We start from the raw sequence: 26,698 nt of genomic DNA, 5'->3' as shown, positions 1-26,698 counted from the left end.
TCTAAAAATGTATATCTGCTTGAGTTTTAATCTATTGTCTTTGGAAAATAGGTGGATTGTAAGATACAGATTGAGCTATAAAAAATATAACAGATGAAGCAGTTTCTCTTAATCTGTTATATTTTTACATCCATTTTAGTCCATTTTCGATTAAATCTACGCTAAAGTGTTATATCTTTCTTTCGATTGTGTTTTTCATTGCAATGTATAAATCTGAACAGTTGGCGCAGCATTTAAAACAATTGATTGAAAATGGGACATGGCCTGCGCAAAGCAAATTGCCCTCTTTACGTGAACAAGCTGAAATTTCTGGGTTTAGTTTGATGACCGTGATGAATGCCTATCAGAATCTTGAGGCACAAGGCTTAATTTATTCAAAAGAAAAATCGGGTTATTTTGTTGCTGAACAGTCAAAAAACCAAACTCCTCAAGCAACAACCCTCGTTTCACTAAATCCTAAAATAGAGATCAACTCTCTTGTCTTTAAGTATTTAAAATCGATTCAATCCAAAGATATTGTGCCATTTGGTTCTGCTTTTCCAGATCATCATCTGCTGACGCCAGCAAAGCTGCTGCAAACCTTAAGTCAGATGGCACGAGATCGAAATAGTTATGATCAAACCAGTAATCTTCCACCAGGAAATCTGGCCTTGCGCAAAATGATTGCCCAGCGTTATGCCATGCAAGGAATAGCCACCGATGCAGATGATATTGTGATTACGTCGGGGGGTCTGGATGCCTTGAATTTATCATTACAGGCGCTGACTCAGCCAGGTGACTATATATTATTACAACAGACCACCTTTTATGGGGCATGGCAAGCCGCAGAACGCTTAGGCTTAAAAGTGATTACGCTGCCAGAACATCCGACACATGGTTTTGACCTGCAAGCCTTTGAACAAATCATTCAACATTATCCAATTAAAGTATGCTGGTTTATGTTAAATGCCCAGAATCCGATTGGATTTACTGTGAGTGATGATCTCAAATATAAAATTGCCAAACTTTTACATCAATATCACATCCATTTAATTGAAGATGATGTCTATGAGGAACTTTATTCTGGTTTAAATAAGCCGCTTCCCATGAAATATTTTGACAGTAATAATCTAGTTTTGCATTGTTCGTCTTTTTCAAAAACTTTAGGTGCTGGTTTTCGTGTAGGTTGGGTCTATGCAGGAAAATATTCAGAGCAAATTCAGCATTTGCAACTGATGAGCACCATTTCAGCCAATACCTTGATTCAAAATGCTTTGGTTGAATTTGTATCGAGTCATCATTATGAAAAGCATTTACGTCAATTACGTCAACGTCTGGAAAAGAACAAAAAACGCTTTACTCAATATTTAAAACAACATTTGGGACAATGCTGCGAAATTTATAGTTTTTCGGGCGGTTACTTTATTTGGATCAAGCTTCCCTTATATCTTAATAGTCTGGAGCTTTACCATCAGCTCATCACCCAACAGATTGGCGTTGCTCCTAGCGCTCTTTTTAATGTTTTAGAAAATAACCAACATGCTATTCGTTTAAATTGCTCATTTGAATGGAATGCATCCATACAAACTGGATTAGATACGCTTATTGACTCTATTTTAAATATTCAAATCCAATCTTGATCTTTTAAATAGTTGAAACTGACCAGAGTCAGAATTTATTCAGCCGAGTAAAAATAGGGAACTCAAGTTCCCTATTTTTACTTAATGAGGTGCAGGCCCTTGTAAACTGCGCTGTGGTTTTGGACTTAACCAGATGATGAATCCTGCAAAAATGAAAGCCATAGCAAATAACAAAAACACATGATTTGCCGACATGGTAATCGCTTCTTTATCCACTAGACTAGAAATAATGCCCAATGTACTGTCTGGACTAAAACCACTCTGAATCAGCGTGTTTTGGGTTTCTTCAACATGTAAGCTCGAGACCATTTCACTACGGGCAACTTTGGCATGGTCATCCCAAATGGTGACCGCAATAGACGCGCCAATTGCCCCTGCCATAGTTCTTAGGAAGTTCATCAATCCCGCAGCGGATGCGATTTCTTGTGGGAGAACCGAAGCAAGTGCAATATTGGACAGAGGAATAAAGAAAAATGGCACAGCAAAGCCTTGCAATATCTGCGGCCAAGCCAAAGTCATAAAGTCTGAATCGGTAATCCAGAAGGCTCGCATAAAGGTCACAACACCCAGCAGTAACAGACCAAAACTGGCCAAAGCGCGTGGATCATGTTTTGTTGCTAATTTAGCAACTATAGGCGACATGGTTAAGCTACCAAAACCCATGGTTGCCGTCAAATAGCCTGCCCAAGTTGCGGTATAACCGAGGTTCATTTGCAACCATTGGGGAATCAGGACAATACTGCCAAAAAACGCGCCAAAACCAAAGGACAGCGCCAGAACCGACACCGTAAAACCTCGATGCCGAAAGATCCAGAGATTGACCACAGGCTGTTTATCGGTCATTTCCCAGATCAGAAAAACAATGAAACCAATAATGGCCGTCAACGCAAGCATGACAATACTGGTATTATTAAACCAGTCACGTTCATGCCCCAAATCTAGCATGAGCTGTAATGCACCAATCCACAGTACTAATAGAAATAAGCCAACACTATCGATTCTTAAGCGAACGGTATCTGTTTCTGCCACAGATAGCAGTCGGATGGCTGCCATCACACAAATAATCCCAACAGGAATATTGATAAAGAAAATCCAGTGCCAAGACAAATTATCACTGATTAAACCACCTAAAATCGGACCTAGAATCGGACCTAATACGGTGGTCATTGCCCAAAGTCCCATCGCTTGAGAATGTTTTTCCTGTGGGAAAATACGCATCAGCAAAGTTTGACTGAGCGGCATCAATGGCCCACCAGACAAACCCTGCCCGATCCGACACAACACCAACATTTCAAGGCTGGTCGAGAGTCCACATAAAAATGAGAATACAGTAAAACCAATCAGCCCCATCACAAAGACACGAACTGTACCAAAACGGCTTGCCAGCCAGCCTGTCAATGGAACACAAATCGCTTCGGCAACTGCATAGGAGGTCACCACCCATGTGCCTTGCGAAGAAGAAACTGCCAGATTTCCTGTAATATGCGGTACAGAAACATTGGCAATAGTGGTATCGAGTACCACCATAAAATTAGATAACGCGATGACAAATGCTGCAAGCAGCAAGCGACCACCACTTAACTCGGCAAAAGGTGTCCGTGATGCCGCCTGATTTTGAGCACTCATAGATTACTTCTTCGAAGAAAGATCGACTTTGGCTTCCATTGACAGACCCACTCGTAATGGATGATCTGCCAACTCTTTAGGATCAAGTGCAATCCGTACAGGTAAACGCTGAACCACTTTAATCCAGTTACCTGTCGCATTTTGTGCAGGGATTAAGGCAAAAGCAGCGCCCGTTCCGCCAGAGAAGCCGATCACCTTGCCATGATATTCAACATCATCACCATACAAATCTGAAGTCAGGGTTGCTGTTTGTCCCACACGGACTTTAGCCAACTGACTTTCTTTAAAGTTAGCATCGACATACAGTTGAGAAATCGGAACAACACTCATCATCACTGTACCGGGAGCGACACGCTGACCAACCTGAATATTACGACGTGCGACTACACCATCAACTGGCGCGCGAATCACGGTACGATCCAGATCAAGCTGTGCTTGTTCAACTTTCGCCTGAGCGACCAATACATCTGGAAGCGTGTCTTCATCGGTACCTTTAATTAAGGCATCATTGGCAGCCAAGTTACTCATGGCCGCTTTACGATTAGATTCAGCCTGAGATAGTCCAGCCTGAGCCACATTTAAATTGGCTTGTGCTGTATGCAATGCGCTTTGTGCAGAAGTCAGTTCTTCTTTGGAAATCGCGCCTGTCGCTGCCAGTGATGCACGGCGATCATAATCCTGTTTGGCTTTGTCTACATCCGTCTGTGCTTTGGCAACCTGTGCTTTGGCACTATTGATTTCATCGTCACGCACGATAACTTGTGAACTTAATGAACTACTATTGGCTGAACTTTGTTGATATTGACGTTTTGCTTTTGCCAATTCAGCCTTTGCCTGCGCCAAAGCAATCGTTGCATCTCGATTGTCAATTTCAACCAGAATATCACCTTGTTTGACTTGTGCTGTGTCAGTGACCAAGACTTTGGCAACCTGACCGCTCACCATAGAGGTGATTTGAGCATTTTCAGCCCCCACATAGGCATTGTCGGTGCTGATCGAATGATTAAAAAATACAGCCCAAATCGCATATAAAATGGCGGCAATAATCACAATCAAGGCAAAATAACCGAGTAGTTTTTTGCGTTTAGACTTCATTGCGTCATCAGAAGTTGATGCTGTCTGCTCTGTTGCCTGCACATCATCTTGAGCATTTGTCATCGGATATTCCTAATTCTGTAGGTTGAAATTTCACAATTTTCCAGTTCGATCGACCAGTCTAAGTTCTGAATCTGAACTTAATCTTAAATGAGAATAGTTTTGACAATGTTAATTTTCAAATGAAGCAAGAATAACCAAAAAAATCATAGGCTGATAATAAAAACATAACTTACCAGTTCATTTTTGCTTAAGCTGAGTTTTACTGCATTTCCAAAAGAAATCGCATAAAAAAAGCATCTCTAAAGATGCTCCTCTGTCCTAATCGATCAACTTACTTAATAGGCATAAGATGCTGTTCCAACTGCAATTATTTTGTCTTCATTATTTTTCATCGTCATTCGCATGGTACAACCTTTACGCCCCAATCGCAGGACTTCAGCTTTAGCAATAAAGTATTCTCCACGTCCAGGGGCTAGATAATCCACCCGCATATCAACCGTTGCCAAGCGTGAAACTTTCTTGATGGTTTCCGCCATATGTTCAGCTTCAGTTTGTTTATACAACTCTCCCATCGCCACAATTCCGCCGATGCTATCCAACATTGTCGCAGCAACACCGCCATGTAAAATTTGAAAAGCAACATTCCCGATTAAATTTGGCAACATTTCGATATGCGCTTCTATCTCATCATTTACAACGCGCATGGTCATCGCATTATGTTTAAAAAAAGGAGAACTATTAAATGCCTGACATAACTGATTCAGAATCACGCTAATATCGATTTTTGAGCCTAATTGAATATGTCCAGTCCATGTTTTTTTCGCTTCAGTCATACGTTCCCTAATCTTCACAAATCTAAATTAAAGCCAATTCTGCTTGTACAAATGCCCTATTATGGGTCTACAATACGCCACAAGTTAATACTGAGGCTTGAGATTGTTATGACTTATACGTTCAATCGTCCTGCATTTCCAGCGACTCGCATGCGTCGAATCCGTAAAAATGATCAACTGCGGGCGATGGTCAGCGAAACTCAACTGACGCCGCATCATCTCATTTATCCAGTATTTGTACTTCCAGGACAAAATCAACGTCAAGATATTCCGAGTATGCCAAATATTCAGCGTTTATCGGCAGATTTACTCGTCAAAAAAGCAGAACGCCTTTTAGAATTAGGCGTATCCAAGCTTGCCTTATTTCCTGTCACACCACAAGAGGACAAAAGTTTGACCGCCGAAGCAGCATGGCGCGAAGACGGTCTGGTACAGGAAACATGTCGATTACTCAAAAAAGAATTACCTGAAATGGTGCTTATCACCGATGGTGCTTTAGATCCATATACCACACATGGTCAGGATGGCATTATCGATGACACGGGTTATGTACTCAATGATGAAACCGTAGAATGTCTCGTCAAACAAGCTTTGAGTCATGCGGCTGCGGGCGCAGACGTCGTGGCGCCAAGTGACATGATGGATGGTCGCATTGCTGCGATTCGTCAGGCCTTTGAACAAAATGGCTTTATTTATACCAACATCATGGCTTATTCAGCCAAATATGCCTCTAGTTTTTACGGGCCTTTTCGTGATGCGGTCGGTTCTGCCAGCAATTTAAAAGGCGGCAATAAATACAACTACCAGATGGATATTGGTAACCGTGCAGAAGCTTTGCATGAAATTGCACTGGATTTGCAAGAAGGCGCAGATATGGTGATTGTCAAACCGGGTATGCCGTATCTGGATATTGTTCGTGAAGTAAAAGATACCTTTGGCGTCCCAACCTTTTTGTATCAGGTCAGTGGCGAATATGCCATGTTGGCAGGTGCCATTCAAAATGGCTGGTTATCTGATAGCGTAATTTTAGAATCTTTACTGTGTTGTCGTCGTGCAGGTGCAGATGGAATCTGGACATATTTTGCCGAAGAAGCAGCACTTAAATTGAAAGAGATGAAATAAAATCTCCCCTAACCCCTCTTTGATAAAGAGGGGAATTTTTAAAATGGTTTAACGTTATCATGCATATTGCCATTATTGGTGCAGGAATTAGTGGGTTACTCACCGCACTGGAACTGGTTGAACAAGGTTGTCAGATTTCTATTTTTGATCAGCAACAATCAGGTCAGGCAGCTTCATGGGCGGGTGGTGGCATCCTCTCGCCGATGTATCCGTGGCGTTATCCTCAAGCCGTTAATACACTGGCGCAATATGGCAAAAGCATGTATCAAACATGGAATGAAAAATTACTACCGATGACAGGTATTGATTTTGAAATCCATGACACAGGTATGCTGATTTTTGATGAAGATGATTTTGATATTGGTCTGAATTATGCAGCGCATTATCAAGACCCCATGCAACAGGCTGACTATCTAGAATATGACGCGTTAGAACAAGTGAATCCGTGGATTAATCCAAAATTTCAACACGCGATTTATTTTTCGCAATTATCCAACGTGCGTAATCCACGACTTTTACAGTCTATCATCTGCTATTTAAAGCAACATCCTCTGGTGCAGTTTTTTGAACAGACTCAAATCTTCAAATTTCAGATTCAAAACCAACAAGTGCTGTCTGCGATAGATCAGCATGGCAACAAAATACAAGCGGATCAATTTGTTATTGCAACAGGGGCATGGAGTCAACATTGGCAACAACAGCTTGAGCTAAAAATTCCTGTACAGCCCGTACAAGGGCAAATGGTGCTGTTTAAAACTCCAGCTCAATGGCTTCCCACCATGTGTATGAATAAGGTCATGTATCTGATTCCACGTCAGGATGGTCATATTGTTTGCGGTTCTAGTATGGCGAATTGTGGTTTTGACACGACGCCCGATGCTAAAACTCAACAGAATATTATCGATGCCTGTCTGGAAATGGTGCCTGAACTGGCTCAATTTCCCATCGTCAAACAATGGGCGGGACTACGACCAAGTTCTCCAACAGGTGTTCCCTATATTGGTGCTGTTCCTGATCTAGACAATCTATGGATGAATGTTGGTCATTTCCGTAATGGTTTATGTATGGGGCCTGCTTCTGCACAGTTGTTAGCTCAGTTAATGCTGAAGCAACCCACATTAACCGACCCAGCACCATATTCTCCTGAACGCCTAAAGACAGAACAGTTGGTCATGGGCTAAACGACAAAAAGGCAAGCTTCAAGATTTATTTAGATTCAAACATTTTGGCTGCCATACGCTGGGCTTGTTTGCCATAAAACCAATAGGTAATCAGATACAAAGGAATCGCCAGCACCAAAAACATGATTAAAATGATGCTGATAAATTGCGGTTGTTGTAAATAAAGTAAAAAATTTTGAAAAACTTCTGGATCACGTATCGAAAATATAGTTAGCCCCACTAAGACACCCAATAAATTATAGCCCCAGAAAATAAGGGAAAACCCCAAAGTTAGTTTTTTACGCTCCTGTTGGCTTGGTGCGCGTTTTTCCTGTTTTAAAAATCGAAAAAGTACGGCGATAACCGCCACCAAATAAGGCACAGCCGTTACAATTCCACCGACACCTTGAGGTAATAGCGCCGCAATCACGCCCATGATCAGCGTCATTATGAAACATATAAGAAAAAACCATAAGTAGTAACGGCGTAAGTTGGTCATTTTCATCACAAATTAAACATTTAAAAAATTATTTTAAGTTTTTTTCAAGTTTTTTGCATTTTGTTGTCAACCTTTTTGGTTGGAGCTTCGTTATATAGAGTACAAGGTCAGCAGCAACCGAATAGTATTTGCACGGCATCCGCAAATTTTCGGTGACCTTTCATTATGACATCTCCTTTAGAGTATGTTTTGTTAGCAGCCAGACATATTTTAAAGTTTTTGACCGACGATTTATCATCACTCGAATCGTCGGTCTTTATTTTTTAAGCTTTTGTTTTATGCTTACCCTATCCCAATTATTGAGCTCTATTTTATAACAACCAAACTCAATATAGTGATGATTAAAAGGATCTTTAAGTGTCTATAAAAATTAAATTTTTATCAGTTGTATTTTTACCTTTACTCACCGCTTGCGTAGGAAATATGAATCCTACGGGTGGTAACTCATCTCCAAACTATCCCTTTTTTATTACAACTCAAGCCCAAATTGTAAAAAACATTGCTGTTCCAATAGGGACAAAGTTAGTTTATCAGGAACAACCTTTTAAACAGGGAAAACAAGATCGGCTAATGTCTGAGACAAAGCTGACTGCGATTGAATTCCCACATGACCAAACCATACTTTGGGGAGGTGTTCCTATTACCTCAATCAATAAGTTTTTTAACTCTGAAATGCATGGCTATACCGTTTATGCCGATTTTAAACGATTGCCTAACAGGCAAAAAAATAGATTTAATCAACTTTGGCAGTCATGTAACGATAGCTTAGGAATTACTGTAAAAAATACAGATGATTGGTCATTTAATAAAGAAAATATTGCAGATATTGAAAGTTGCAGTGTTAATTATCAAAGATATTTTAAAAATAATCCGAAACAACAATATTTTTTGGATCAATTACATCAAGCTTTAAATCAAGTGAATGAAAGCTAAACTATCGAATTTGACATCATTATGGATGAATTGTCTTTTTTCACTCTTTCATCAAACTTAGTCTAAAAATATCATGATGCGATTGATTTTTGATGCGTTCTGAATTGCAGTTCGATTTATGTTACCTTATCCTCTAATCAAAAATAGGAATATCATCACTGATGACCGTGCGCTTTTTTCATACTTCCGACTGGCATTTGGGACAATTTTTTTATAACCATTCCCGCCATTACGAGCATGAACAATTTCTGACATGGTTACTTGAGCAAATCAAACAAAAACAACCACATGCCTTACTGATTGCTGGTGATATTTTCGATGTGATCAATCCTAGTTCGCAGGCACAAAAACAACTTTATCAATTTCTTGCCGATGCACATCAACTTGCACCGCATATGCAAACTTTAATGATTGCAGGCAATCATGATTCAGGCTATCGGATTGAGCAAGTCGAGCCACTTTTAGAAAAATATAATGCCAAAACCGTGGGTGTAATTCGTTGGAATGAAGACAAAACTTTAAATTTGGATCGTTTAATTTTGCCCATTTACGATGAGCAAAAGCAGATCGTAGCATGGTGTATCGCCTTACCCTTTTTACGTTCTGCTGAAATTACGGGTTTCAATGATCAAACAACCAACAGCCAAAATGCCATTGCCTATTTGCACGAGCAACTGATTGCTGAAGCCAAACGACGTAAAACGCACGATCAAGCGATTATTTTGATGTCACATGCCCATATGCAAGGTGGTGAAACTTCGGATTCAGAACGCCCGATTATCATTGGCAATGAAGAAGCGTTATCTACCACTTTGTTTGAAGATGGCATTGATTATGTGGCGCTGGGACATTTACACAAACCGCAAAAAGTTGGACAAACACATATTCGTTATAGTGGCTCACCTATTCCGCTTTCCTTTAGTGAAATTAATTATAAACATCAAGTGGTTGAAGTTACTATCCATCCAGAGCAAAAAGATGATCCATATTTTCAGTTTGAGGCTTTGGAAATTCCGCGTAGCGTTCAATTGCATAAAATTCGTGGTGAACTGACTGAAGTCATGCAACAGTTAAAATCACTACCCAGTGAAGTCATTGAAAGCATTGACCAACGTGAATATATCGATATTGAATATCATACCCTCACGCCACCTCAGCCAAATTTAAGACAACAGTTTGAGAATGCCCTTCCGCCAGATCGCTATCGTCTGGTTCGGATTTCGCGCCAATATTTATCCACCGAAAATAGTGCCGAGCAGCAACAACAGATTCATCTTGAACCGCCAACACCTGAAAAATTATTTCAACAAATTTGGGAAAAAAAGGGATATCACGCAGATGATGAAGTTAAAAAAGACTTTATGAGTTTAGTCGCTCAAGCCCAGCAGCAACTTGAAGATCAACACAAGAGTTAAAGGATTCACGTGAAAATTTTATCCATCCGACTCAAAAATCTAGCATCATTGGCAGGCGAACATTTTATTGATTTTGAAAGTGAGCCACTTGCCAATGCGGGTTTGATTGCCATTGTTGGTAAAACAGGTGCAGGCAAATCCACGATTTTAGATGCAATGTGTTTGGCTTTGTTTAATAAAATTCCTCGGCTCAAAGACAGTGATGGCAAGCTTTTAGATGTGGATGGTTCAGAACTTTTAACCAACTCCCCGCTTACGGTACTACGACGTGGGACAGCACATGGCTTTGCTGAACTCTGTTTTGTCGCACAGGATCAAAAGCATTATTTAGCCCGTTGGGAGATTAAACGCGCCCGCGAAAATGCCACGGGTAAATTACAAAGTGTACAACGCACCTTAAAATGTCTCACCGATGGCGTCGTGATTGCAGACAAAACTAAAGCGGTTGAAGTTCATATCCAACAAATTACCCAACTTAGTTTTGAACAATTCACTCGTGCAGTACTTTTGGCACAATCTGAAGTGACGGCTTTCTTAAAGGCACGCGATAATGAACGCGGTGAACTGCTCGAATATCTGACTAATTCCAGTATTTTTGCCAAGATTGGTCAGCTCGCATTTGAAAAAACCAAAGAAATTACTCAACAGCGCAAACAACTGGAAAATGTTTTAGGTCATATTGAATTACTTTCCGATGAAGAATGCGCTGAACTATGCACTCAGTTTGACAGCGCGAAACAGCAGCAGCAGAAACTTGAAACAGAAAAAGCAAAACTGGAACAAGTGCAACAATGGTTTGAACGCCGACAAAAACTTGAACATGACGTCACGCTCAAACAACAACACTATGATCAACACATCAAAGTAAATCAGGATTTAGAAGCAGACCGTCAGCGTTTAAAACAGTTGAGCATTTTTTCTGAAATACGACCACATGTGTTTCAACAACAGCAGTTACTCAAACATCAGCAGCAACTTGAGCCACAAATTTCAAAGCAGCAACAACATTTTTCAAACTTGACTGTGCAATATGAACAGGAACAAGCGCGCTATCATCAGGCTGAAAATGCACTGCAACAGTTTCAAAGTTTTGAGCAAAAGTACCAAACTGAATTAAATCAGGTGCGTAAATATGTGTTGGAACGCGACTCGATTGCAGAAAAATATAAAGAAATCCAAAGTCGTTTAAAGCAACTTAAACATACGCAACAGCCTTTATTTAGTAAACAACAGCAATTTGAACAACAACAGCAACAGCTTAATGATCGACTGCACCAAACGGCGCTTCAATTGGATCAAAGCAAACAGTTTATGCCGCTTGATCAAGGTTTAAAGACTCATATTCAGCAACTTAGTCAATTTATTCAACATTATCAAAAAATTGAACATAGCATTGGCGATATTGCAGCAGCTCAGCAACAATTGCAGCTTGATGAAAAGACCGTTAAGGATTTAATTGAACGCTTTGGCGATGTTCAGCAAATTGAAGATCAACTGCAACAGCAGCAATTACTCAAAGACCAGCAGTTAGAACGATTGAATCAACTTGAAAGTGTTCAACATAAACTCCAATTATTTATTCAGCTCAAACAAGAACTTGTTCAGCTTCAAGCAGAATTAGAAAACACCAGTCAAACCCAGAAAAAGCTTGAAACACACACTGAAGCGACACAACAACGTTATCAACATGCGAAAACTGAACGTGAACAACTGCAACAGATGTTACAACAGCAACGTTTATTGCATAGCGAAAATATCGAACATTTGCGTGCAGCATTAAAACAAGGCGAAGCTTGTATTGTCTGTGGAAGCATTGAGCATCCTTATCGTGATGATGAAAGTTTGGTCTCTAAAGCCTTATATGAATTACATCAACAACAAGAACAACAAGCTAGCCAAAATGAACAACAGCATTTCAATGAATGGCAAACCACTCAGCAACAACTCAACCAAATACAGGCACGGTTTAAGGAATTAAATAGTAGTTGTGTTCGTAATCAGGAAAAATTTAACGAACAACAACACGTATTAGTGCAAGCAAATCAACAACTCGATATATCTTTAAATTTAACGGAAGCGCCTCGTGAATTAACAGCCCAATTGCAATTGGTTATTGAAAAAAATTTAATCAACAAACAAAAGATTGAACAAGACCTTCAGCAATTAAAACAGGCACAAAAACAACAGCAGACCTTGCAACAGAGAATCCAGAATACCCAATATCAACTCCAAACCATTCAACAATTACAACAACAAGTTCAGCATATTGTGCAATGTTTAACCGATCAGGAGCAGCAACACTGGTTAAAGCATAGCTTAACGCTTGCCGAAAAAATCCTGCATCGCTTGCAGGAGCGTGTCCAACAGCTTAAAACAAGTGAAGAATTGCAACAACAGTCTGATCAACTACAGCAACAACTTAAACAATTGATTGCTGAGATTGGGTATAACAACAAACAGTTGGCTGAGCTAAAGCAGCAACTAGAACATGTAAGACAACAAGGTCTACAAAATAGTGAAAATGCGACTCATCTCGTTGAACAGATGACAGGTAAGACCGCTGTAAAAGCCAATGAATGGCTCACACAACATGAGCAGCAACGTCACGATTTACAAAAAAATTATCAACAACTCAAACAGGGCTTTGAGCAATTACGACTGACTTTTGATCAGCAAAAAAGTGAATTAGATCGCCTCAATGCACATTTGGAGCAAAATCAAAAAGATTTAATGCAATGTCAGGGTCAAATTGAACAATGGTTAAATCTTCATACCGCATTTAAACAACAACAATTTGCAGAATTGCTAGCCATTTCAACCTCGGAAGAACAGCAACTTCGTATGGTCTTGCAGCAGGCTGAACGTCAACTCAATGAAGCACATTCAGCACTGAAAACGATACAGGAACAACTTGCAGAACATCTGCAATCGCAACCCGAAATAGCTCTCGAACAGCTTAAAACACAGCTTCAGGATACTCTGAGTCAGTTACAAAGCACCGGTGAGCAACGTGATCAATATAAAGTTAAATTAGAGTTACATCAGCAGAATCTAGCCAAGCAGCAACAATATGCCGATCAGATTCAACTGATCCAACAACAAGAACATCGCTGGAGTAAGATTTCTAGTCTAATTGGCGATGCCAAAGGTAAAGAATTTCGTGATTTGGCACAGCAATATAATCTGGATATTTTACTGGAATATGCCAATCAACAACTCGCCATGCTGTCACAGCGCTATACCTTAAAACGTCTGGAGAACTCACTCAGTCTTGCCATTATCGATCATGATATGGATGGTGAAATCCGTTCCGTCGCGTCGCTCTCTGGCGGTGAATCATTTCTGACTGCACTTGCAATTTCTTTGGCGATTGCCAATATGGCTTCTGGTTCAATGAAAATCGAATCTTTATTTATTGATGAAGGCTTTGGCACACTGGATGCATCTTCTTTGCATATGGTCATGAATGCGCTTGATCAATTACAAAGTCAGGGGCGTAAAGTGGTTTTAATCTCGCATATTCAAGAAATGCATGAACGCATTCCTGTACAAATACAGGTTCAGCCAATCGGTTCTGGTTCGAGTCGAATTGAAGTGGTGGGATGATCTTTTCATTGGCTAAGCATCGTCCAAACTTTACATATCCCCTACTATTTGCTTGTGAATCATTCATTGTGAAAGAGAAAGAATTTGGTAACTTAAAAATGATTCTGATTAAAAACAAAAATGATCAAAGCAAGAAAATATTTGTTTTTAGGCGGAGATAAAAAATTTAATTTGGGCTAAAAAATGCATACATTATCAATAAACTGTCAGCTTCATTATCGCGTCATAAATGCAACCCAATTTATTTTTCAATTGCAGATCGCAGAACATCCCTGGCAGACGATCGTCGATGAATCATTTCAGCTAAAGCCCGATTTGACCTTTGAACAATATCATCGTGATAATGCTTTAAATCGACTTATTCGTGTGTACGCGCCACAAGGCGATTTAATGGTTCAATATAATGCAGAAGTTCAAACTTATATTCCTGAACGTGACACGACTTTAAAAGAATGTGAAATTCAAGATTTACCTTCGGATACATTATTTTATCTTGCGCCAAGCCGTTTTTGTGAGTCCGATTTGATCGGTATAATGGTAAACAATACTTTTGCTGATTTGCCAAAAGGCTATACACGTGTACAAGCAATTTGTGATTGGATTTATAATAATATTCTATACCAATCAGGTTCATCAGACAGCACGACCACAGCACGTGATATTTTAGTTAATCGCGCTGGGGTATGTCGTGATTTTGCTCATCTAGGCATTGCGATTTGCCGTGCGCTGAATATTCCTGCACGATTTGTATTTGGTTATATGCCTTTTTATGAAGCTCAGCCTGATTTCCATGCAATTTTTGAGGTTTATCTTGAAAATCAGTGGGTGCTTTTTGATGCCACACGTATGGGGCCGATTGATCAGTTTGTTCGCATAGGTACTGGACTCGATGCCAAAGATGTTCCATTTGCAACGGTTTATGGAGAAATTGAACTCATTTCTATGAGTCCCTTGATTGAGCGTGTTGGAGCATAATCTGAATTACGTTCATGATATATCGGTTAGTTGTCTAAGGTTTTTTTAATTTTTCAAGTGAGGGAAAAATATTCCCCTCATCTTGTATTGATCTCCAATATTTAAGCCGAGCTTAAAACCACACCTGAAAACACCAGACAATAAATCCCAAATAAATACCAGCGACCATGCTCTAGCCATGCAGAGAGCCATTTAAGCGCCAGTAAACCTGTTAGAAAGCTAAAGACCATGCCAAACAAGCTTGGTAATAACAAACTTCCTAATGCCAAATGGGAAGCTCCCACAGTTGCCTGTTGCGCATGAACCAAACGCAATAATTCTTTTGCGATCACAGCAGGCGTTAATACCACAGCCAAGGCAAAACTAAACTCTTCGGCTTTTTGACGAGATATGCCTAAAAATAACGCTGTGGAAATCGTTGCACCTGAGCGAGAAAAACCTCTAAAAGGTAAACATAAAGCTTGCACTGCCCCAATCACAATAGCACTGGATAAACCGATATCACCTTGTTGTCCACGATCAAAACGTGAAGATAGAATAATTAAAACCCCTGCCGCAGCTAAAGCTGCTGCCATCAATTTGGAGTTACTAAATAAATGTTCAATCTCAAAATTACTGGCTCCGCCAAAAAATACATGTTTAATTAAAGCTTGCAATAACAGCCCTAACACACCCGTAATTGCGGTTGCGATTAAAACATAGAAGAAACGCTGTTTGAAATCATCCCGGTTTGAGAAATAAGTTTTTTTCCATGACCGCCAAAAATACACGATTACGGCAAACATTGTTCCTGTATGTAGCATCACCAATAAAAAAGTCATCTGTGGTGCAGAAGGGTCAAAACCCATGATTTTTTCTGCCAAAATCACATGTGCAGAACTGGAAACAGGCAAAAGTTCAGCTAAGCCCTGAATCACTGCCAAAATAAATACATGGAAAAGGTTCATTTATATTCTCGTAAAAGCCCGTGATGCTTATATACGTTCGAGCCATTAAAACTAGATTAAAAAGCTCAATCGAATTAAACAAACACCACGCTTATCATCCGAATAAATGAATTTATTCCTTTAAAAGTTGTCTTACTTCATTTTTAAATTTTATTTTGAATAATCCCGTGCTCCAAAAAGAGCCGTACCAATACGGACGATGGTCGCTCCTGCTGCAATTGCAGCATCCAGATCACCAGACATTCCCATACTTAAAGTATCCCAGTCCTGTGGCTGCGCATGTTGAGGCTTTACCTGTTCAAATAATTCTTTGGCATCGATGAAAGCCTGAGAATGATCTGGCGCAGGAATCACCATAATTCCGCGTAGACGAATATGAGGCAATTGACTAATTTGTGCGACCAGTTCAGACACTTCATCTGGTTGGCAACCATCTTTTGAGTCTTGCGCATCAATATTGACTTGAATGCATAAATTTAATGGTGGCTGCGTATCTAAACGCTGGCTGGATAAACGCTCAGCAATGATTAAACGATCTACGCCATGTACCCAATCAAACTTTTCCGCCAGTTGCTTAGTTTTATTACGCTGTACATGTCCAATAAAATGCCATTCAATATCGAGATCTTTTAATTCTTCAATTTTATCCAGCGCTTCCTGTAAATAATTTTCTCCGAAACACTGCTGGCCTAACTGATACATTTCACGCAACGACTGACTTGGATGAGTTTTAGATACCGCCAATAAACGTACCGTAGCAGGGTCACGCCGAGCACAATCACAGGCATTTTTGATTTGATTCAGGACCTGATTTCGTGCTTGTTGAAACTGATTCATTGACAGGGTTCTCATTTCAGTTATTTTTTTTGCTTAACCTTACTTTGAAGTGTTGGTAAGCGATTCGGAAACGCTTATTATTCTACAAAATAACGATACTTACTCATTATATTAGGGGAAATCATGGATATCACAGAATTACTCGCCTTTTCGGTTAAAAACGGTGCATCAGATTTACATCTTTCAGCAGGAATGCCACCGATGATTCGTGTCGATGGTGAGGTTCGTCGTATTAATTTACCAGCACTGGAACACAAAGAAGTTCACCGTCTTGTTTATGACATTATGAATGACAAACAACGTCGTGACTTTGAAGAACAGCTAGAAACTGACTTTTCCTTTGAAGTTCCAAACATTGCGCGTTTTCGTATCAATGCCTTTAACCAAAATCGTGGTGCAGGTGCAGTGTTCCGTACGATTCCGTCTAAAGTACTCACCATGGATGATTTGGGTTTAGGACAAATCTTTAAGGATATCTGTGATTATCCACGTGGTATTGTACTGGTTACAGGGCCAACGGGTTCGGGTAAATCAACCACGCTTGCCGCCATGCTAGATTATATCAATGACAATCGCTATGACCATATTTTAACCGTAGAAGATCCGATCGAATTTGTACATCAATCCAAAAAGTGCCTGATTAACCAACGTGAAGTACATCGTGATACTCATGGCTTTAATGAAGCACTACGTTCAGCACTACGTGAAGACCCTGATATCATCCTTGTCGGTGAGATGCGTGACCTTGAAACCATTCGTTTGGCTTTGACCGCCGCAGAAACAGGTCACTTGGTATTTGGTACATTGCATACCACATCTGCTGCAAAAACCATTGACCGTGTAATTGACGTATTCCCTGCTGAAGAAAAAGATATGGTTCGCGCCATGTTATCTGAATCTTTACAAGCCGTTATTTCTCAAACATTATTGAAGAAAAATGGCGGTGGCCGTGTCGCAGCGCATGAGATCATGATCGGGATACCTGCGATCCGTAACTTAATCCGTGAAAATAAAGTCGCGCAAATGTACTCTGCTATTCAGACAGGTGCTAACTATGGCATGACCACGCTAGATCAAAGCCTCAAAACATTGGTTTCAAAAGGCGTGATCAGTCCACAAACTGCGCGAACAGCTGCCAAATCGCCAGAATCCTTCCTATAAACCATAAAAATAAAGGATGATAAGACATGGATTTTAATGATCTTCTCAATCTGATGATTGAACAACAAGCATCAGACCTGTTTGTCACCGCAGGTGTGGAACCTTCGATGAAAATTAATGGTCAGATTGTCCCAGTGTCTAAGACTAAGCTGAATGCTGAGGTCGTTGGACAACTGATTCAGTCCATTATGTCTGATAAGCAACGCAAGGAATTTGACGAGAGCAGAGAGTGTAACTTTGCGATTGTAAATCGGGAAAAAACCGCACGTTTTCGTGTCAGTGCATTTCAGCAGCGTGATATGCCAGGCATGGTATTACGTCGTATCGAAACGATTATTCCTACAATGGATGAATTACGCTTACCGCCCATTCTTAAAGATCTGGCCATGACCAAACGTGGCATTATTATCTTTGTTGGGGCAACCGGTACGGGTAAATCCACTTCATTGGCATCCATGATTGGTTATCGAAATCAGAACTCCAAAGGTCATATCATCACGGTTGAAGATCCAATCGAGTTCATTCATGAACACGCAGGTTGTATTGTGACCCAACGTGAGGTCGGTATTGATACAGACTCTTTCGATGTGGCCCTGAAAAACACACTACGACAAGCCCCTGATGTGATCTTGATTGGTGAGATTCGTTCACGTGAGGTCATGGACTATGCCATTGCCTTTGCTGAAACAGGACATCTAGTCTTAGCGACATTACACGCCAACAACGCCAACCAAGCGTTGGATCGTATTATTCATTTCTTTGAAAGTGATCGCCATAATCAGCTCTATATGGATCTCTCGCTCAATCTAAAAGCGATGGTGGCACAGCAATTGATCCCAACACCAGATGGCAATTCACGTCGTGCTGCGATTGAAATTCTGATCAATACACCATTACTTGCTGACTATATTCGTAAAGGTGAAATTCATGAAATCAAAGATTTAATGAAACGTTCACGTGAACTCGGCATGCAAACCTTTGATCAGGCTTTATTTGATTTATATAAAGCAGGTCAAATTACCTATAAAGATGCCTTAAAACATGCTGACTCACCAAACGATCTACGCCTCAGCATCAAACTTTCAGAGGAAGGTGCAGAACAACTCTTAAATGCCAGCCGTAATATTACTTTCGATGGTCAGTAAAGCGATTGAGCTCACGCTGAAATAAAAAAGGAAGCGCAAGCTTCCTTTTTTAATTTGTTGTATTTATGTGATTTTATTGCTTTTTACGATAGGCTTCCTGACATTCAGGTGCATCACAATAACCATATAAATTTAAAGAATGGCCTGTTAAGGTAAAACCATGCTTTTCAGCAACGGTATGTTGCTCATGTTCAATGATTTCATTTGTAAATTCAACGACTTTACCGCAATTTAAACATACTAGATGATCATGGTGATCTTCTTGCATAATCTCAAAAACAGAATGATTGTTTTCAAAATGATGGCGCTGAATAATACCTGCGGCTTCAAATTGTGTTAATACACGGTAAACTGTAGCTAAACCGACATCTTCACCTTGCTCAAGCAAAGTCTTATAAATATCTTCTGCGCTCAAATGGTGCTGTTTTGAATTTTCTAATAATTCCAAAATCTTAATTCGTGGCAGGGTGACTTTGAGTCCAGCTTTACGTAAATCTTGATTGGAAATCGGCATAAAAAAAGGTCTCTCAACAAATTTAAAGTTGGAATAGGCAATCGTAGTTAGATGCAGTATGATCTATCCCTAAGTCAAATGCATCATAATTTATTGGGATAGTGTAGCAAAATGCAAAAACTTATGTTGGCGTTATTCGTCACTTCACTGCTTGCTGGTTGTTCAACTTTAGGTGTCTACAAAGTTGACATCCCTCAGGGAACTCCATTAACTAAAGCCCAAGCATCAAAAGTTCAAGTGGGTATGAATTTTCAACAAGTTCGCTTTTTGCTCGGTAGTCCAACCGTTACAGATCCTCTAAATCCATTACGCTGGGACTATATCTACAACTATATTCCAGGTACTTATGCTAAAAAAGCAAAAATTCCTGCTGCACATGGTCAGCATTTAAAAATTTACTTTGACGAATCAGGGATCGTCAAAAGTATCGAAGGCTTGGATACTATTCCAGAAACACAGCCTGGTTTACCAGCTTCTAAGGAAGCCATCCTAACAGCCCCACCACTATAATGATTTTTCAATAAAAAGATACCCCTCGCTTGAGGGGTTCTTTCTATGAGTCAGATTGTTTAAAACGATTACCACGCTGAAAACGTCCCACTGGATTTTTCTGAGCACGATTACGCCGAATATCTTGAGGATGAATCATCAGAGGTCGATAAATCTCCACACGGTCACCAGCTTTTAACGGCGTATCCAACGTAATTTTGACACCAAAAATACCCAATTTTAGAGGTTCTGCAATCTCAATTTGTTGCCTAATCTGACTGAGTTCAATCGCTTGAATTGCAGTCATCCCCTGAGTAAATGGGACAGCAATTAAAAACTGCTGATTGACCGCCGCATACGCCACCCAGACCTGAGCATGGCTCATGAGAACAATGGCCCAATGATCGCCAGCATTGCCAGAATAATCGATAAAGGTAGAACAATGCGGATTGCGATCCGCCATAGATTATAAAAAAGCTCATTACTAAAGTTCATCGATTTGCGCAAATGGCTAATTTTCATAATCCAACCTGCAAAGATTGAATAAATCAGACAAATCAATAATCCCCACAGCATAAGCAAGATATTAAACTCAAACTGCATATTAGGGATCAGCCAGATCAATATGGCAATCAGCAAGATCACCCATTGCATCAACACTGATAACTGACGCTGTTGTAGTTGCTCTCGGGCCAGTTGAAATAACAAAGCGGCTGCAATAACGCCTGCAATAGCCAGTGTTGTATCAGAAAAATTTTGTTGTGCTGAGTAAAACCCGAAAGCAATCACGGCAACAAACTGAGCGATCCAGATCGGAAAAGCAGTTTTACTCGCTTCTGATGTATTTTGAATCTGAATCAAGCTATTTTGCCAGTACAGCCCCATGCCTAAACCTGTCGCCACCAATGCCAAAACTGTGGCACTACCCCATTCTTTAAACTCAATGGGTGTCCAGTGCCAGCTAGTGGTTGGCTGCGCCAAAAATAGTGAGCTGATCAATGAAATGACAACCCCTAAGACCATCAGAATCAGTAAAATCTGGCGTGGAATAAACGACAAAGCAAATGCAATAATCGCTAAACCAACAAATAGAATCTGCGAACTAAAACCAAGTCCCACAGCCACAGATGCAGACATTCCCAAATGGGCTAAAATTGCGCCTGCCAAAAATGGAATAAATACAACGGCGAGCCACCCCACAATTCGCCATTTTTGTGAAGCATCCGCATCACGGGTTAAACTGGATAATGCATTCAAGGCGGTTGTTTTTGAGCGCTTCGCCAGTGCAATTTCCAGATAGCAAAGAGGAAGTGCCAAAATTACCATAGTCCCTAACCAAAGCAACCAGAAATCCAGTTGACGGTCGATCTGAATCCCCACAGCCGATGCTAATGCTGCAATCATAATAAAAGTAAAGCAAAACGCCATAAGTGGTGATAACCACCGCGCGAAAGCTGAATCCTGCATCATTCATTCCTAATATGAAGTCTGGAGATATTTTGCCTTTGTCGAGTATGAAAATCAAAGTTTGCAAATAAAAAATGCAAACCATCTATTTCTAGATGATTTGCAGCGCTGAGTCTTGTTGTTATTTTCTTTTATTGAAGCTTGCCGATTCGTGACTTTTATTTATGAAAAGAAACGTGCAAACCACCCCTTGCCTTTTTTCTGTTCTTTTTCCTTAATAATACCCATCATGTTTTCTTTCACTGCACCAACATAATCAGCATCATCATGTTGGATATGATTAATCAACCATTTTGATAGCACTTCATAAAGTTCTTCCTCAACATCATGCCCCATTTCAAAACGTTCACGATAGTGCTCAATTTTTTTAATAAATAAATCATGCACACGTTTATGAGGAACTCGATATTTATAATTTGCCTCTTCCTGTAAACTTTCTTCAAAGGCAAAATGCGATTGAGTATAATCAATCAAGTTTAATAGCACATCTTTGACATGAGCTCTGTCATGTGTTTTTCTGACTTCTTCAAGCTCATTAATATATTCAAGAATACGTTGATGCTGATCATCAATGACTTCAATGCCAGTATTATATTCAGAAAGCCATCTCATATCACACCTCTGCTGTCTAAAACATTTATTAGATATCAATATAATATCTGTTATTTTTTTAAATGAAAATAAAGCAAATTGGTCGGGATTATAATAAGCATCAAAAAATAGGTTTAATTGTCTGATTTGCATAAAATTTCAGCCTAAAAACAAAGCAAAAAAGTAAGATATTTTTTAACCAATTTCTAGGTTTATTATTAACAAAAAAAGAAAAATAAATAAAAAATGCAGAATATACATAAAATTTGTCTTTATAAACAAAAATAGCAAATTATTTTAAATATATGGTTACATTATTTTTTAAGATAATCATCAAAGCTTAAATTTAAATGAAATCTAATATTGGTCTGCACGAGTGATTCGTTTAAGTTCAGGATTTTTTAGTTCACGCTCTAAACGTTCAACATGTGTTTGAGCATGTTTTAGTGGTTTTCCATCCTGAAATAAAATCATTTCTCCAGCTTGATAAGACGTCCACTGTTCATTTTGAGTAAGCGGCTCAGTCGTAATCACGGCAACACGATCATGGGAGGTAGTGACTTGACTGAAATCCACTTCCACATCCAGATCAATCAGCCGTGCGGCTTTAAAAGGGTATTCTCGCACCAACCAATGTAACTTGGTTGTCGCATAGCTAAACAATGCCTGACCATTGGACAAGCAATAATTGAAGGTTCCAAACTCAGCAACTTTGGGTGAAATTTGTTCAAGAACAGCAAAGACTTGTAGCACACTCGGTTCGGTATAACCAAAATGCTCAACCAACTGGTCTAGCAAATAGCAAAATGCGCGCTCACTATCCGTATTGCCAATGGGCGTAAAACGCCCTGTTAACGGTGGATCAAAATGATGTAAATCTCCATTATGTGCAAAAATCCACTGTCTGCCCCACAGTTCACGGATAAACGGATGCGAGTTTTCTAGGGTAATCTTGCCTTGTGTTGCTTTACGAATATGGGCGATGACATTACGTGATTTGATTGGATAGTTACGCACCAGTTCTGCAATGGGCGATTCAACCGCAGATTGATTATCGACAAATAAACGGCAAGCTTTATCTTCAAAAAATGCAATCCCGAAACCATCGGAATGATCAGAGGTAATCCCCGCGCGTTGCGAAAAACCTTTAAAAGAAAAGGTAATATCGGTCGGAGTGGCACAATTCATTCCAAGTAGTTGGCACATAGCATGTCAAATCAAAGCAAGAGGCTTAGCTGTATTGTGCATCAGTGGCAAAAGGCTTGCAAATCTGAATATATAGAGCCTAATACAAAATTAACGATAAATTCTATTTATGGACACGTTTACTCAAGACAAAAGACTTTGCAACCTGATTCACTTCCAAAAAAACAAAGTAATCCAGACAATTAAAAGTTTCATCGTAGAACGCTTGACGCGATAATTTAGATTGCATGTCCAGATACATTTTAAATAATTTGGGCATACGCTCATCTTGTGGAAAACTAAACTCAGGACGCGGGATCTCAAAATGATTTTTTGAGGCAATACCGATGGTCTGCTTTGAATCTAAACGCTGAATTTGCTGATGTGTGTGATAAGCGCGCGCCAAATTATCTTGCAAATGAATACTGACACAGCCCATCAAATATTTGGCACGCATCGACCAAAGTACCTTGGGCACCAGATTCAGCCAGAGTATCGATAATGCTTTACCTGAACGAAACCGTGGATGTACACAGGTACGACCTATTTCAAGTACATTGGGTAAATGTGAAAGTTGCGGAACAATTTCAAACTCACTCGCACTATAACTTTGTGATATTTCTTGGCCCTGAAAAAGTTTAAGGCGGGTATATGCCACGATCTCGCCTGTCCATTTTTCTCTTAATACCGCATGTTCGCAGCCAAAATCATAAATATCCTGATCCAGTCCATCTTCAAAGCTTACACCAAATTGTTGACTAAATTGAACTGCACGAAATCGTTGTACTTCTTGTAATTCTTTTAGGTTATCGACCCAGTCAAAGCGAAACTGAGTTTGGTTGGTTTTTTGACGAGTTAAAGGCAGACTAAAATTTTGGCGATAGTGATTGAGTTTTTCTAGCATAATGTCACCCTGTTTTTATCATTATGCTTACACTAGGATAAGATCATGACAGGAAAATGACGTTTTATACCCAATAAAAAAGTCATCCGAAGATGACTTTATAAAACACAATACAAAAATTTAATGCGTAACTTTATGTGCAAGTCGGTTGGTAATCAATGTCCCGACACCATGATCTGTAAAGATTTCCAGTAAGGTTGCATGCGGTACACGACCATCGACAATATGCGCACTCACCACGCCGCCTTTCACCGCATCAAGAGCACAGCCTACTTTAGGAATCATACCGCCATAAATCACACCTGTTTCGATTAAACGATCGACTTCCTGTGTGCTTAAGCCAGTCAGCAGATTTTTATTTTCATCCAGTACACCCGTGATGTTGGTCAACAAAATCAGTTTTTCAGCGCCTAAGGCTTCCGCGACTTTACCTGCGACCAAATCTGCATTGATATTGTAAGTATTTCCCTCTTCATCGACACCTAAAGGTGCGATCACAGGAATGAAATCACTTTGGGTAAACATTTCCAACACGTCGGTTTTTACCCCAACCACTTCACCGACCATGCCCAAATCAATATGCTGCACCTGACCTTGCTCATCTTGTTTTTCCATGAGCAATTTACGTGCACGCAACAAGTTGCCATCCTTACCTGTTAAACCAATGGCACGGCCACCGTGTTTGTTGATCAGGTTGACAATGGATTTGTTGACACTCCCACCAAGCACCATTTCCACAACTTCCATGGTCGCTTCATCGGTGACACGCATTCCATCAATACGGTCAGATTCTTGTCCTAATCGTTTGAGGAGCGAATCAACTTGTGGACCACCACCATGTACCACAATCGGGTTTAAACCCACAGTTTTTAATAACACAATATCGCGTGCAAATGAGCTTTCCAGTTCAGGATCGGTCATTGCATTGCCACCATATTTCACAACTAGCGTTTTACCCGAAAAACGTTGAATGTACGGCAAAGCTTCGGTCAATATTTTCGCTTTGTCGATGCCAGTATGCTGATGTGGCATTCGCCTCTCCTTAATGGATGTTTGAAATATCTTGCGCTATTTTAGGATATTTATCCTGCAACATGCGAACAAACTGATGTCGAATCTGTGCCAATTGCAATGGACTGCCCGCATCAAACCTGACAGTAAAGTATTCGCCCGTGTTGGATGCTCGAATAATGCCAAAACCATCGTCAAAATCAAGTCGTATCCCATCTATTTTGCTGAGTTGTGCTTTAGATTGATAACTACAACTTTCAATATCCTGCAACACAATTTTGGGTTCCGAACGATGAGTGCTAATGTAAGTATCTTCAGTACAATAACGCTCTGGGAAAGCAGACAACAGCTGAGACAGTGTTTGCTTAGGGAACTGACTTAAATATTCCAGTACCCGCAGTGCAGCATATACACCGTCATCATAACCAAACCCACGACCATCATTGAACACATAATGCCCTGCGTACTCTCCACCAAAAACCGCTTTTCCCTGAGATTGGGATAAATAACGTCGCAGAAAACTACTGCCTGTGCGGATCATAGTTGCAATGCCGCCTAAGTCATTAACAGTTTGTGTCACCATACTGGAGCATTTAACATCAAAAACAATTTCAGCTTGCGGATGTTGCTCTAGGCACATTTGTGCGAATAGAGAAATCAAACGATCGGCAGTAATAATATGTGCCTGTTCATCCATGATGACTAAACGGTCACCATCACCATCTAGCGCAATCCCAATATCTGCTTGATGATAAAGCACGGCGTGTCGTAATTTTTCCAAATGAATCGCCTGAGAAGGATCAGGCGCGTGATCTGGAAATTCACCATTGGCTTCACAACGCAAAGCAATGACATCACAACCCAATCTATTCAGCACCATTTCAGCACAGCGTCCTGCTGAACCATGCAAACCATCTAAAACCACCTTGAAAGGTCGTTTTAGATGAATATCTTCAAGTAAACCCTGCTGATACATTAAACAGTATTCGGTTTTGATTTGATGGCTTAATCCTCGAATACGAGGAACATCTAATGCTTGAATATGATGATGGGCGGCTGCATTGCCAACCGCTTCAATCTGTGCCGGTGTTGGAGGTTCACCGTTTAAAATCCATTTAATTCCATTGTCCGACTTTGGATTATGGCTTGCCGTCACCATCACCCCATTACCATGGGTCTGACGCGCCATAAAATACATCATGGGGCTTGAACAACAGCCTAAATCTATAACGTCTAAACCCTGTTTTTCAAAGATGGTTGCTACTATTGCAGCATATTGTGGACTACTCAGCCGTGCATCATAACCAATCACGACTTTGCTTTGACCTGCCAAGCTGTACTGCTCTGCCAAAGCATAAGCAATGGCAGCCACCACTTGCGGTGTAAACACCGTTAGCTTGCCACGAATATCGTAAGCACGAAAAATATGTAAGGGAAAATTAAACATCGCATCCATAGGCATCTTCTTTTAATTCAAGGCCTACTTATTAAAAGTAAAAATAGTATTGCTTATGCTAAAGGAAGTAGGCAGCATTCTTGTCAGTCATTCAGACAGATTAAG

24 protein-coding genes are annotated in these 26,698 nt (G+C 40.1%); 10 read left to right on the top strand and 14 right to left on the bottom strand.

Annotation, left to right across the window (positions count from 1 at the left end):
* The first annotated feature begins 203 nt into the window (after positions 1–203).
* Positions 204–1,619: an aminotransferase-like domain-containing protein gene (locus I6L31_RS13965; protein ID WP_005002867.1), complete on the top strand. Its 1,416-nt coding sequence runs from the start codon at positions 204–206 to the stop codon at positions 1,617–1,619.
* A gap of 81 nt (positions 1,620–1,700) precedes the next feature.
* Here I6L31_RS13965 and I6L31_RS13960 read toward each other — a convergent pair whose 3' ends face one another.
* From I6L31_RS13960 to I6L31_RS13950, 3 genes are all read right to left on the bottom strand, one after another.
* Positions 1,701–3,245, bottom strand: a complete 1,545-nt coding sequence (locus tag I6L31_RS13960; RefSeq protein ID WP_005002864.1) for a DHA2 family efflux MFS transporter permease subunit — start codon at positions 3,243–3,245, stop codon at positions 1,701–1,703.
* A gap of 3 nt (positions 3,246–3,248) precedes the next feature.
* A complete protein-coding gene (locus I6L31_RS13955; RefSeq protein ID WP_005002862.1) occupies positions 3,249–4,403 on the bottom strand; it encodes an HlyD family secretion protein in 1,155 nt (384 codons plus the stop codon).
* Between the two features lie 275 nt (positions 4,404–4,678).
* Positions 4,679–5,176: a thioesterase family protein gene (locus I6L31_RS13950; protein WP_005002861.1), complete on the bottom strand. Its 498-nt coding sequence runs from the start codon at positions 5,174–5,176 to the stop codon at positions 4,679–4,681.
* A 108-nt stretch (positions 5,177–5,284) separates the two neighbouring features.
* Between I6L31_RS13950 and hemB the strand changes: the two genes are divergently transcribed.
* Entirely contained in the window at positions 5,285–6,298 is a 1,014-nt protein-coding gene (hemB, locus tag I6L31_RS13945; protein ID WP_004990964.1) for a porphobilinogen synthase, read from the top strand.
* Between the two features lie 59 nt (positions 6,299–6,357).
* Positions 6,358–7,479 carry a glycine oxidase ThiO gene (gene thiO / locus I6L31_RS13940; RefSeq protein WP_005002860.1) on the top strand — a complete coding sequence of 374 codons (1,122 nt, stop codon included), beginning with the start codon at positions 6,358–6,360 and terminating at the stop codon, positions 7,477–7,479.
* A gap of 25 nt (positions 7,480–7,504) precedes the next feature.
* Here thiO and I6L31_RS13935 read toward each other — a convergent pair whose 3' ends face one another.
* Positions 7,505–7,957 (bottom strand): ABZJ_00895 family protein, encoded by a 453-nt coding sequence (locus I6L31_RS13935; RefSeq protein WP_162897679.1) that lies wholly within the window; start codon positions 7,955–7,957, stop codon positions 7,505–7,507.
* 357 nt (positions 7,958–8,314) lie between these two features.
* Here I6L31_RS13935 and I6L31_RS13930 point away from each other — a divergent pair, with 357 nt between their 5' ends.
* The 4 genes from I6L31_RS13930 to I6L31_RS13915 all read left to right on the top strand — a co-directional run bounded on the left by I6L31_RS13930 (position 8,315) and on the right by I6L31_RS13915 (position 14,886).
* Positions 8,315–8,890: a hypothetical protein gene (locus I6L31_RS13930; protein WP_005002854.1), complete on the top strand. Its 576-nt coding sequence runs from the start codon at positions 8,315–8,317 to the stop codon at positions 8,888–8,890.
* Between the two features lie 149 nt (positions 8,891–9,039).
* Entirely contained in the window at positions 9,040–10,305 is a 1,266-nt protein-coding gene (locus I6L31_RS13925) for an exonuclease SbcCD subunit D (RefSeq protein WP_171064984.1), read from the top strand.
* 9 nt (positions 10,306–10,314) lie between these two features.
* Positions 10,315–13,911, top strand: coding sequence for an AAA family ATPase (locus I6L31_RS13920; protein ID WP_005002849.1), 3,597 nt, complete (start codon positions 10,315–10,317; stop codon positions 13,909–13,911).
* Between the two features lie 183 nt (positions 13,912–14,094).
* Positions 14,095–14,886, top strand: a complete 792-nt coding sequence (locus I6L31_RS13915) for a transglutaminase-like domain-containing protein (RefSeq protein WP_005002847.1) — start codon at positions 14,095–14,097, stop codon at positions 14,884–14,886.
* A gap of 101 nt (positions 14,887–14,987) precedes the next feature.
* Here I6L31_RS13915 and I6L31_RS13910 read toward each other — a convergent pair whose 3' ends face one another.
* Positions 14,988–15,833, bottom strand: a complete 846-nt coding sequence (locus I6L31_RS13910) for an undecaprenyl-diphosphate phosphatase (protein WP_005002845.1) — start codon at positions 15,831–15,833, stop codon at positions 14,988–14,990.
* Between the two features lie 150 nt (positions 15,834–15,983).
* The gene (locus tag I6L31_RS13905; RefSeq protein WP_005002840.1) at positions 15,984–16,670 is read right to left on the bottom strand and encodes a YggS family pyridoxal phosphate-dependent enzyme; all 687 of its coding nucleotides are present in this window, start codon (positions 16,668–16,670) and stop codon (positions 15,984–15,986) included.
* A 123-nt stretch (positions 16,671–16,793) separates the two neighbouring features.
* Here I6L31_RS13905 and I6L31_RS13900 point away from each other — a divergent pair, with 123 nt between their 5' ends.
* Complete coding sequence (locus tag I6L31_RS13900) at positions 16,794–17,831, top strand: type IV pilus twitching motility protein PilT (RefSeq protein ID WP_005002838.1); 1,038 nt, start codon at positions 16,794–16,796, stop codon at positions 17,829–17,831.
* 26 nt (positions 17,832–17,857) lie between these two features.
* Positions 17,858–18,976 carry a PilT/PilU family type 4a pilus ATPase gene (locus I6L31_RS13895; RefSeq protein WP_004990996.1) on the top strand — a complete coding sequence of 373 codons (1,119 nt, stop codon included), beginning with the start codon at positions 17,858–17,860 and terminating at the stop codon, positions 18,974–18,976.
* Positions 18,977–19,049: 73 nt separating this feature from the next.
* Here the strand turns inward: I6L31_RS13895 and fur are convergent, their stop codons facing one another.
* Positions 19,050–19,490 carry a ferric iron uptake transcriptional regulator gene (gene fur / locus I6L31_RS13890; protein ID WP_004990998.1) on the bottom strand — a complete coding sequence of 147 codons (441 nt, stop codon included), beginning with the start codon at positions 19,488–19,490 and terminating at the stop codon, positions 19,050–19,052.
* A gap of 111 nt (positions 19,491–19,601) precedes the next feature.
* On the opposite strand from fur, the gene I6L31_RS13885 reads away from it, so the two are divergent.
* Complete coding sequence (locus tag I6L31_RS13885; RefSeq protein ID WP_004991001.1) at positions 19,602–20,000, top strand: outer membrane protein assembly factor BamE; 399 nt, start codon at positions 19,602–19,604, stop codon at positions 19,998–20,000.
* 43 nt (positions 20,001–20,043) lie between these two features.
* On the opposite strand, the gene I6L31_RS13880 is transcribed toward I6L31_RS13885, so the two are convergent.
* From I6L31_RS13880 to I6L31_RS13850, 7 genes are all read right to left on the bottom strand, one after another.
* Positions 20,044–20,364: an RnfH family protein gene (locus I6L31_RS13880; protein WP_005002835.1), complete on the bottom strand. Its 321-nt coding sequence runs from the start codon at positions 20,362–20,364 to the stop codon at positions 20,044–20,046.
* The gene (locus I6L31_RS13875) at positions 20,361–21,446 is read right to left on the bottom strand and encodes an SLC5/6 family protein (RefSeq protein WP_005002834.1); all 1,086 of its coding nucleotides are present in this window, start codon (positions 21,444–21,446) and stop codon (positions 20,361–20,363) included. Before I6L31_RS13875 ends, I6L31_RS13880 begins: the two co-directional genes overlap by 4 nt.
* A 162-nt stretch (positions 21,447–21,608) precedes the next feature.
* A complete protein-coding gene (locus I6L31_RS13870) occupies positions 21,609–22,058 on the bottom strand; it encodes a bacteriohemerythrin (RefSeq protein ID WP_005002831.1) in 450 nt (149 codons plus the stop codon).
* 336 nt (positions 22,059–22,394) lie between these two features.
* Positions 22,395–23,243 carry a class II glutamine amidotransferase gene (locus tag I6L31_RS13865; RefSeq protein WP_035254157.1) on the bottom strand — a complete coding sequence of 283 codons (849 nt, stop codon included), beginning with the start codon at positions 23,241–23,243 and terminating at the stop codon, positions 22,395–22,397.
* A gap of 103 nt (positions 23,244–23,346) precedes the next feature.
* Entirely contained in the window at positions 23,347–24,126 is a 780-nt protein-coding gene (locus tag I6L31_RS13860) for a GNAT family N-acetyltransferase (protein ID WP_005002829.1), read from the bottom strand.
* Positions 24,127–24,246: 120 nt separating this feature from the next.
* Positions 24,247–25,158: an acetylglutamate kinase gene (gene argB, locus I6L31_RS13855; RefSeq protein WP_004991011.1), complete on the bottom strand. Its 912-nt coding sequence runs from the start codon at positions 25,156–25,158 to the stop codon at positions 24,247–24,249.
* Positions 25,159–25,168: 10 nt separating this feature from the next.
* Positions 25,169–26,593: a phosphomannomutase/phosphoglucomutase gene (locus I6L31_RS13850; RefSeq protein ID WP_005002827.1), complete on the bottom strand. Its 1,425-nt coding sequence runs from the start codon at positions 26,591–26,593 to the stop codon at positions 25,169–25,171.
* Between the last annotated feature and the right edge of the window lie 105 nt (positions 26,594–26,698).

It is taken from the genome of Acinetobacter septicus (assembly GCF_019355975.1).
Taxonomy (GTDB): domain Bacteria; phylum Pseudomonadota; class Gammaproteobacteria; order Pseudomonadales; family Moraxellaceae; genus Acinetobacter; species Acinetobacter ursingii.
The sequence above is the reverse complement of the archived record's forward strand: the minus strand, read 5'-3'. Positions and strand labels throughout refer to the sequence as shown.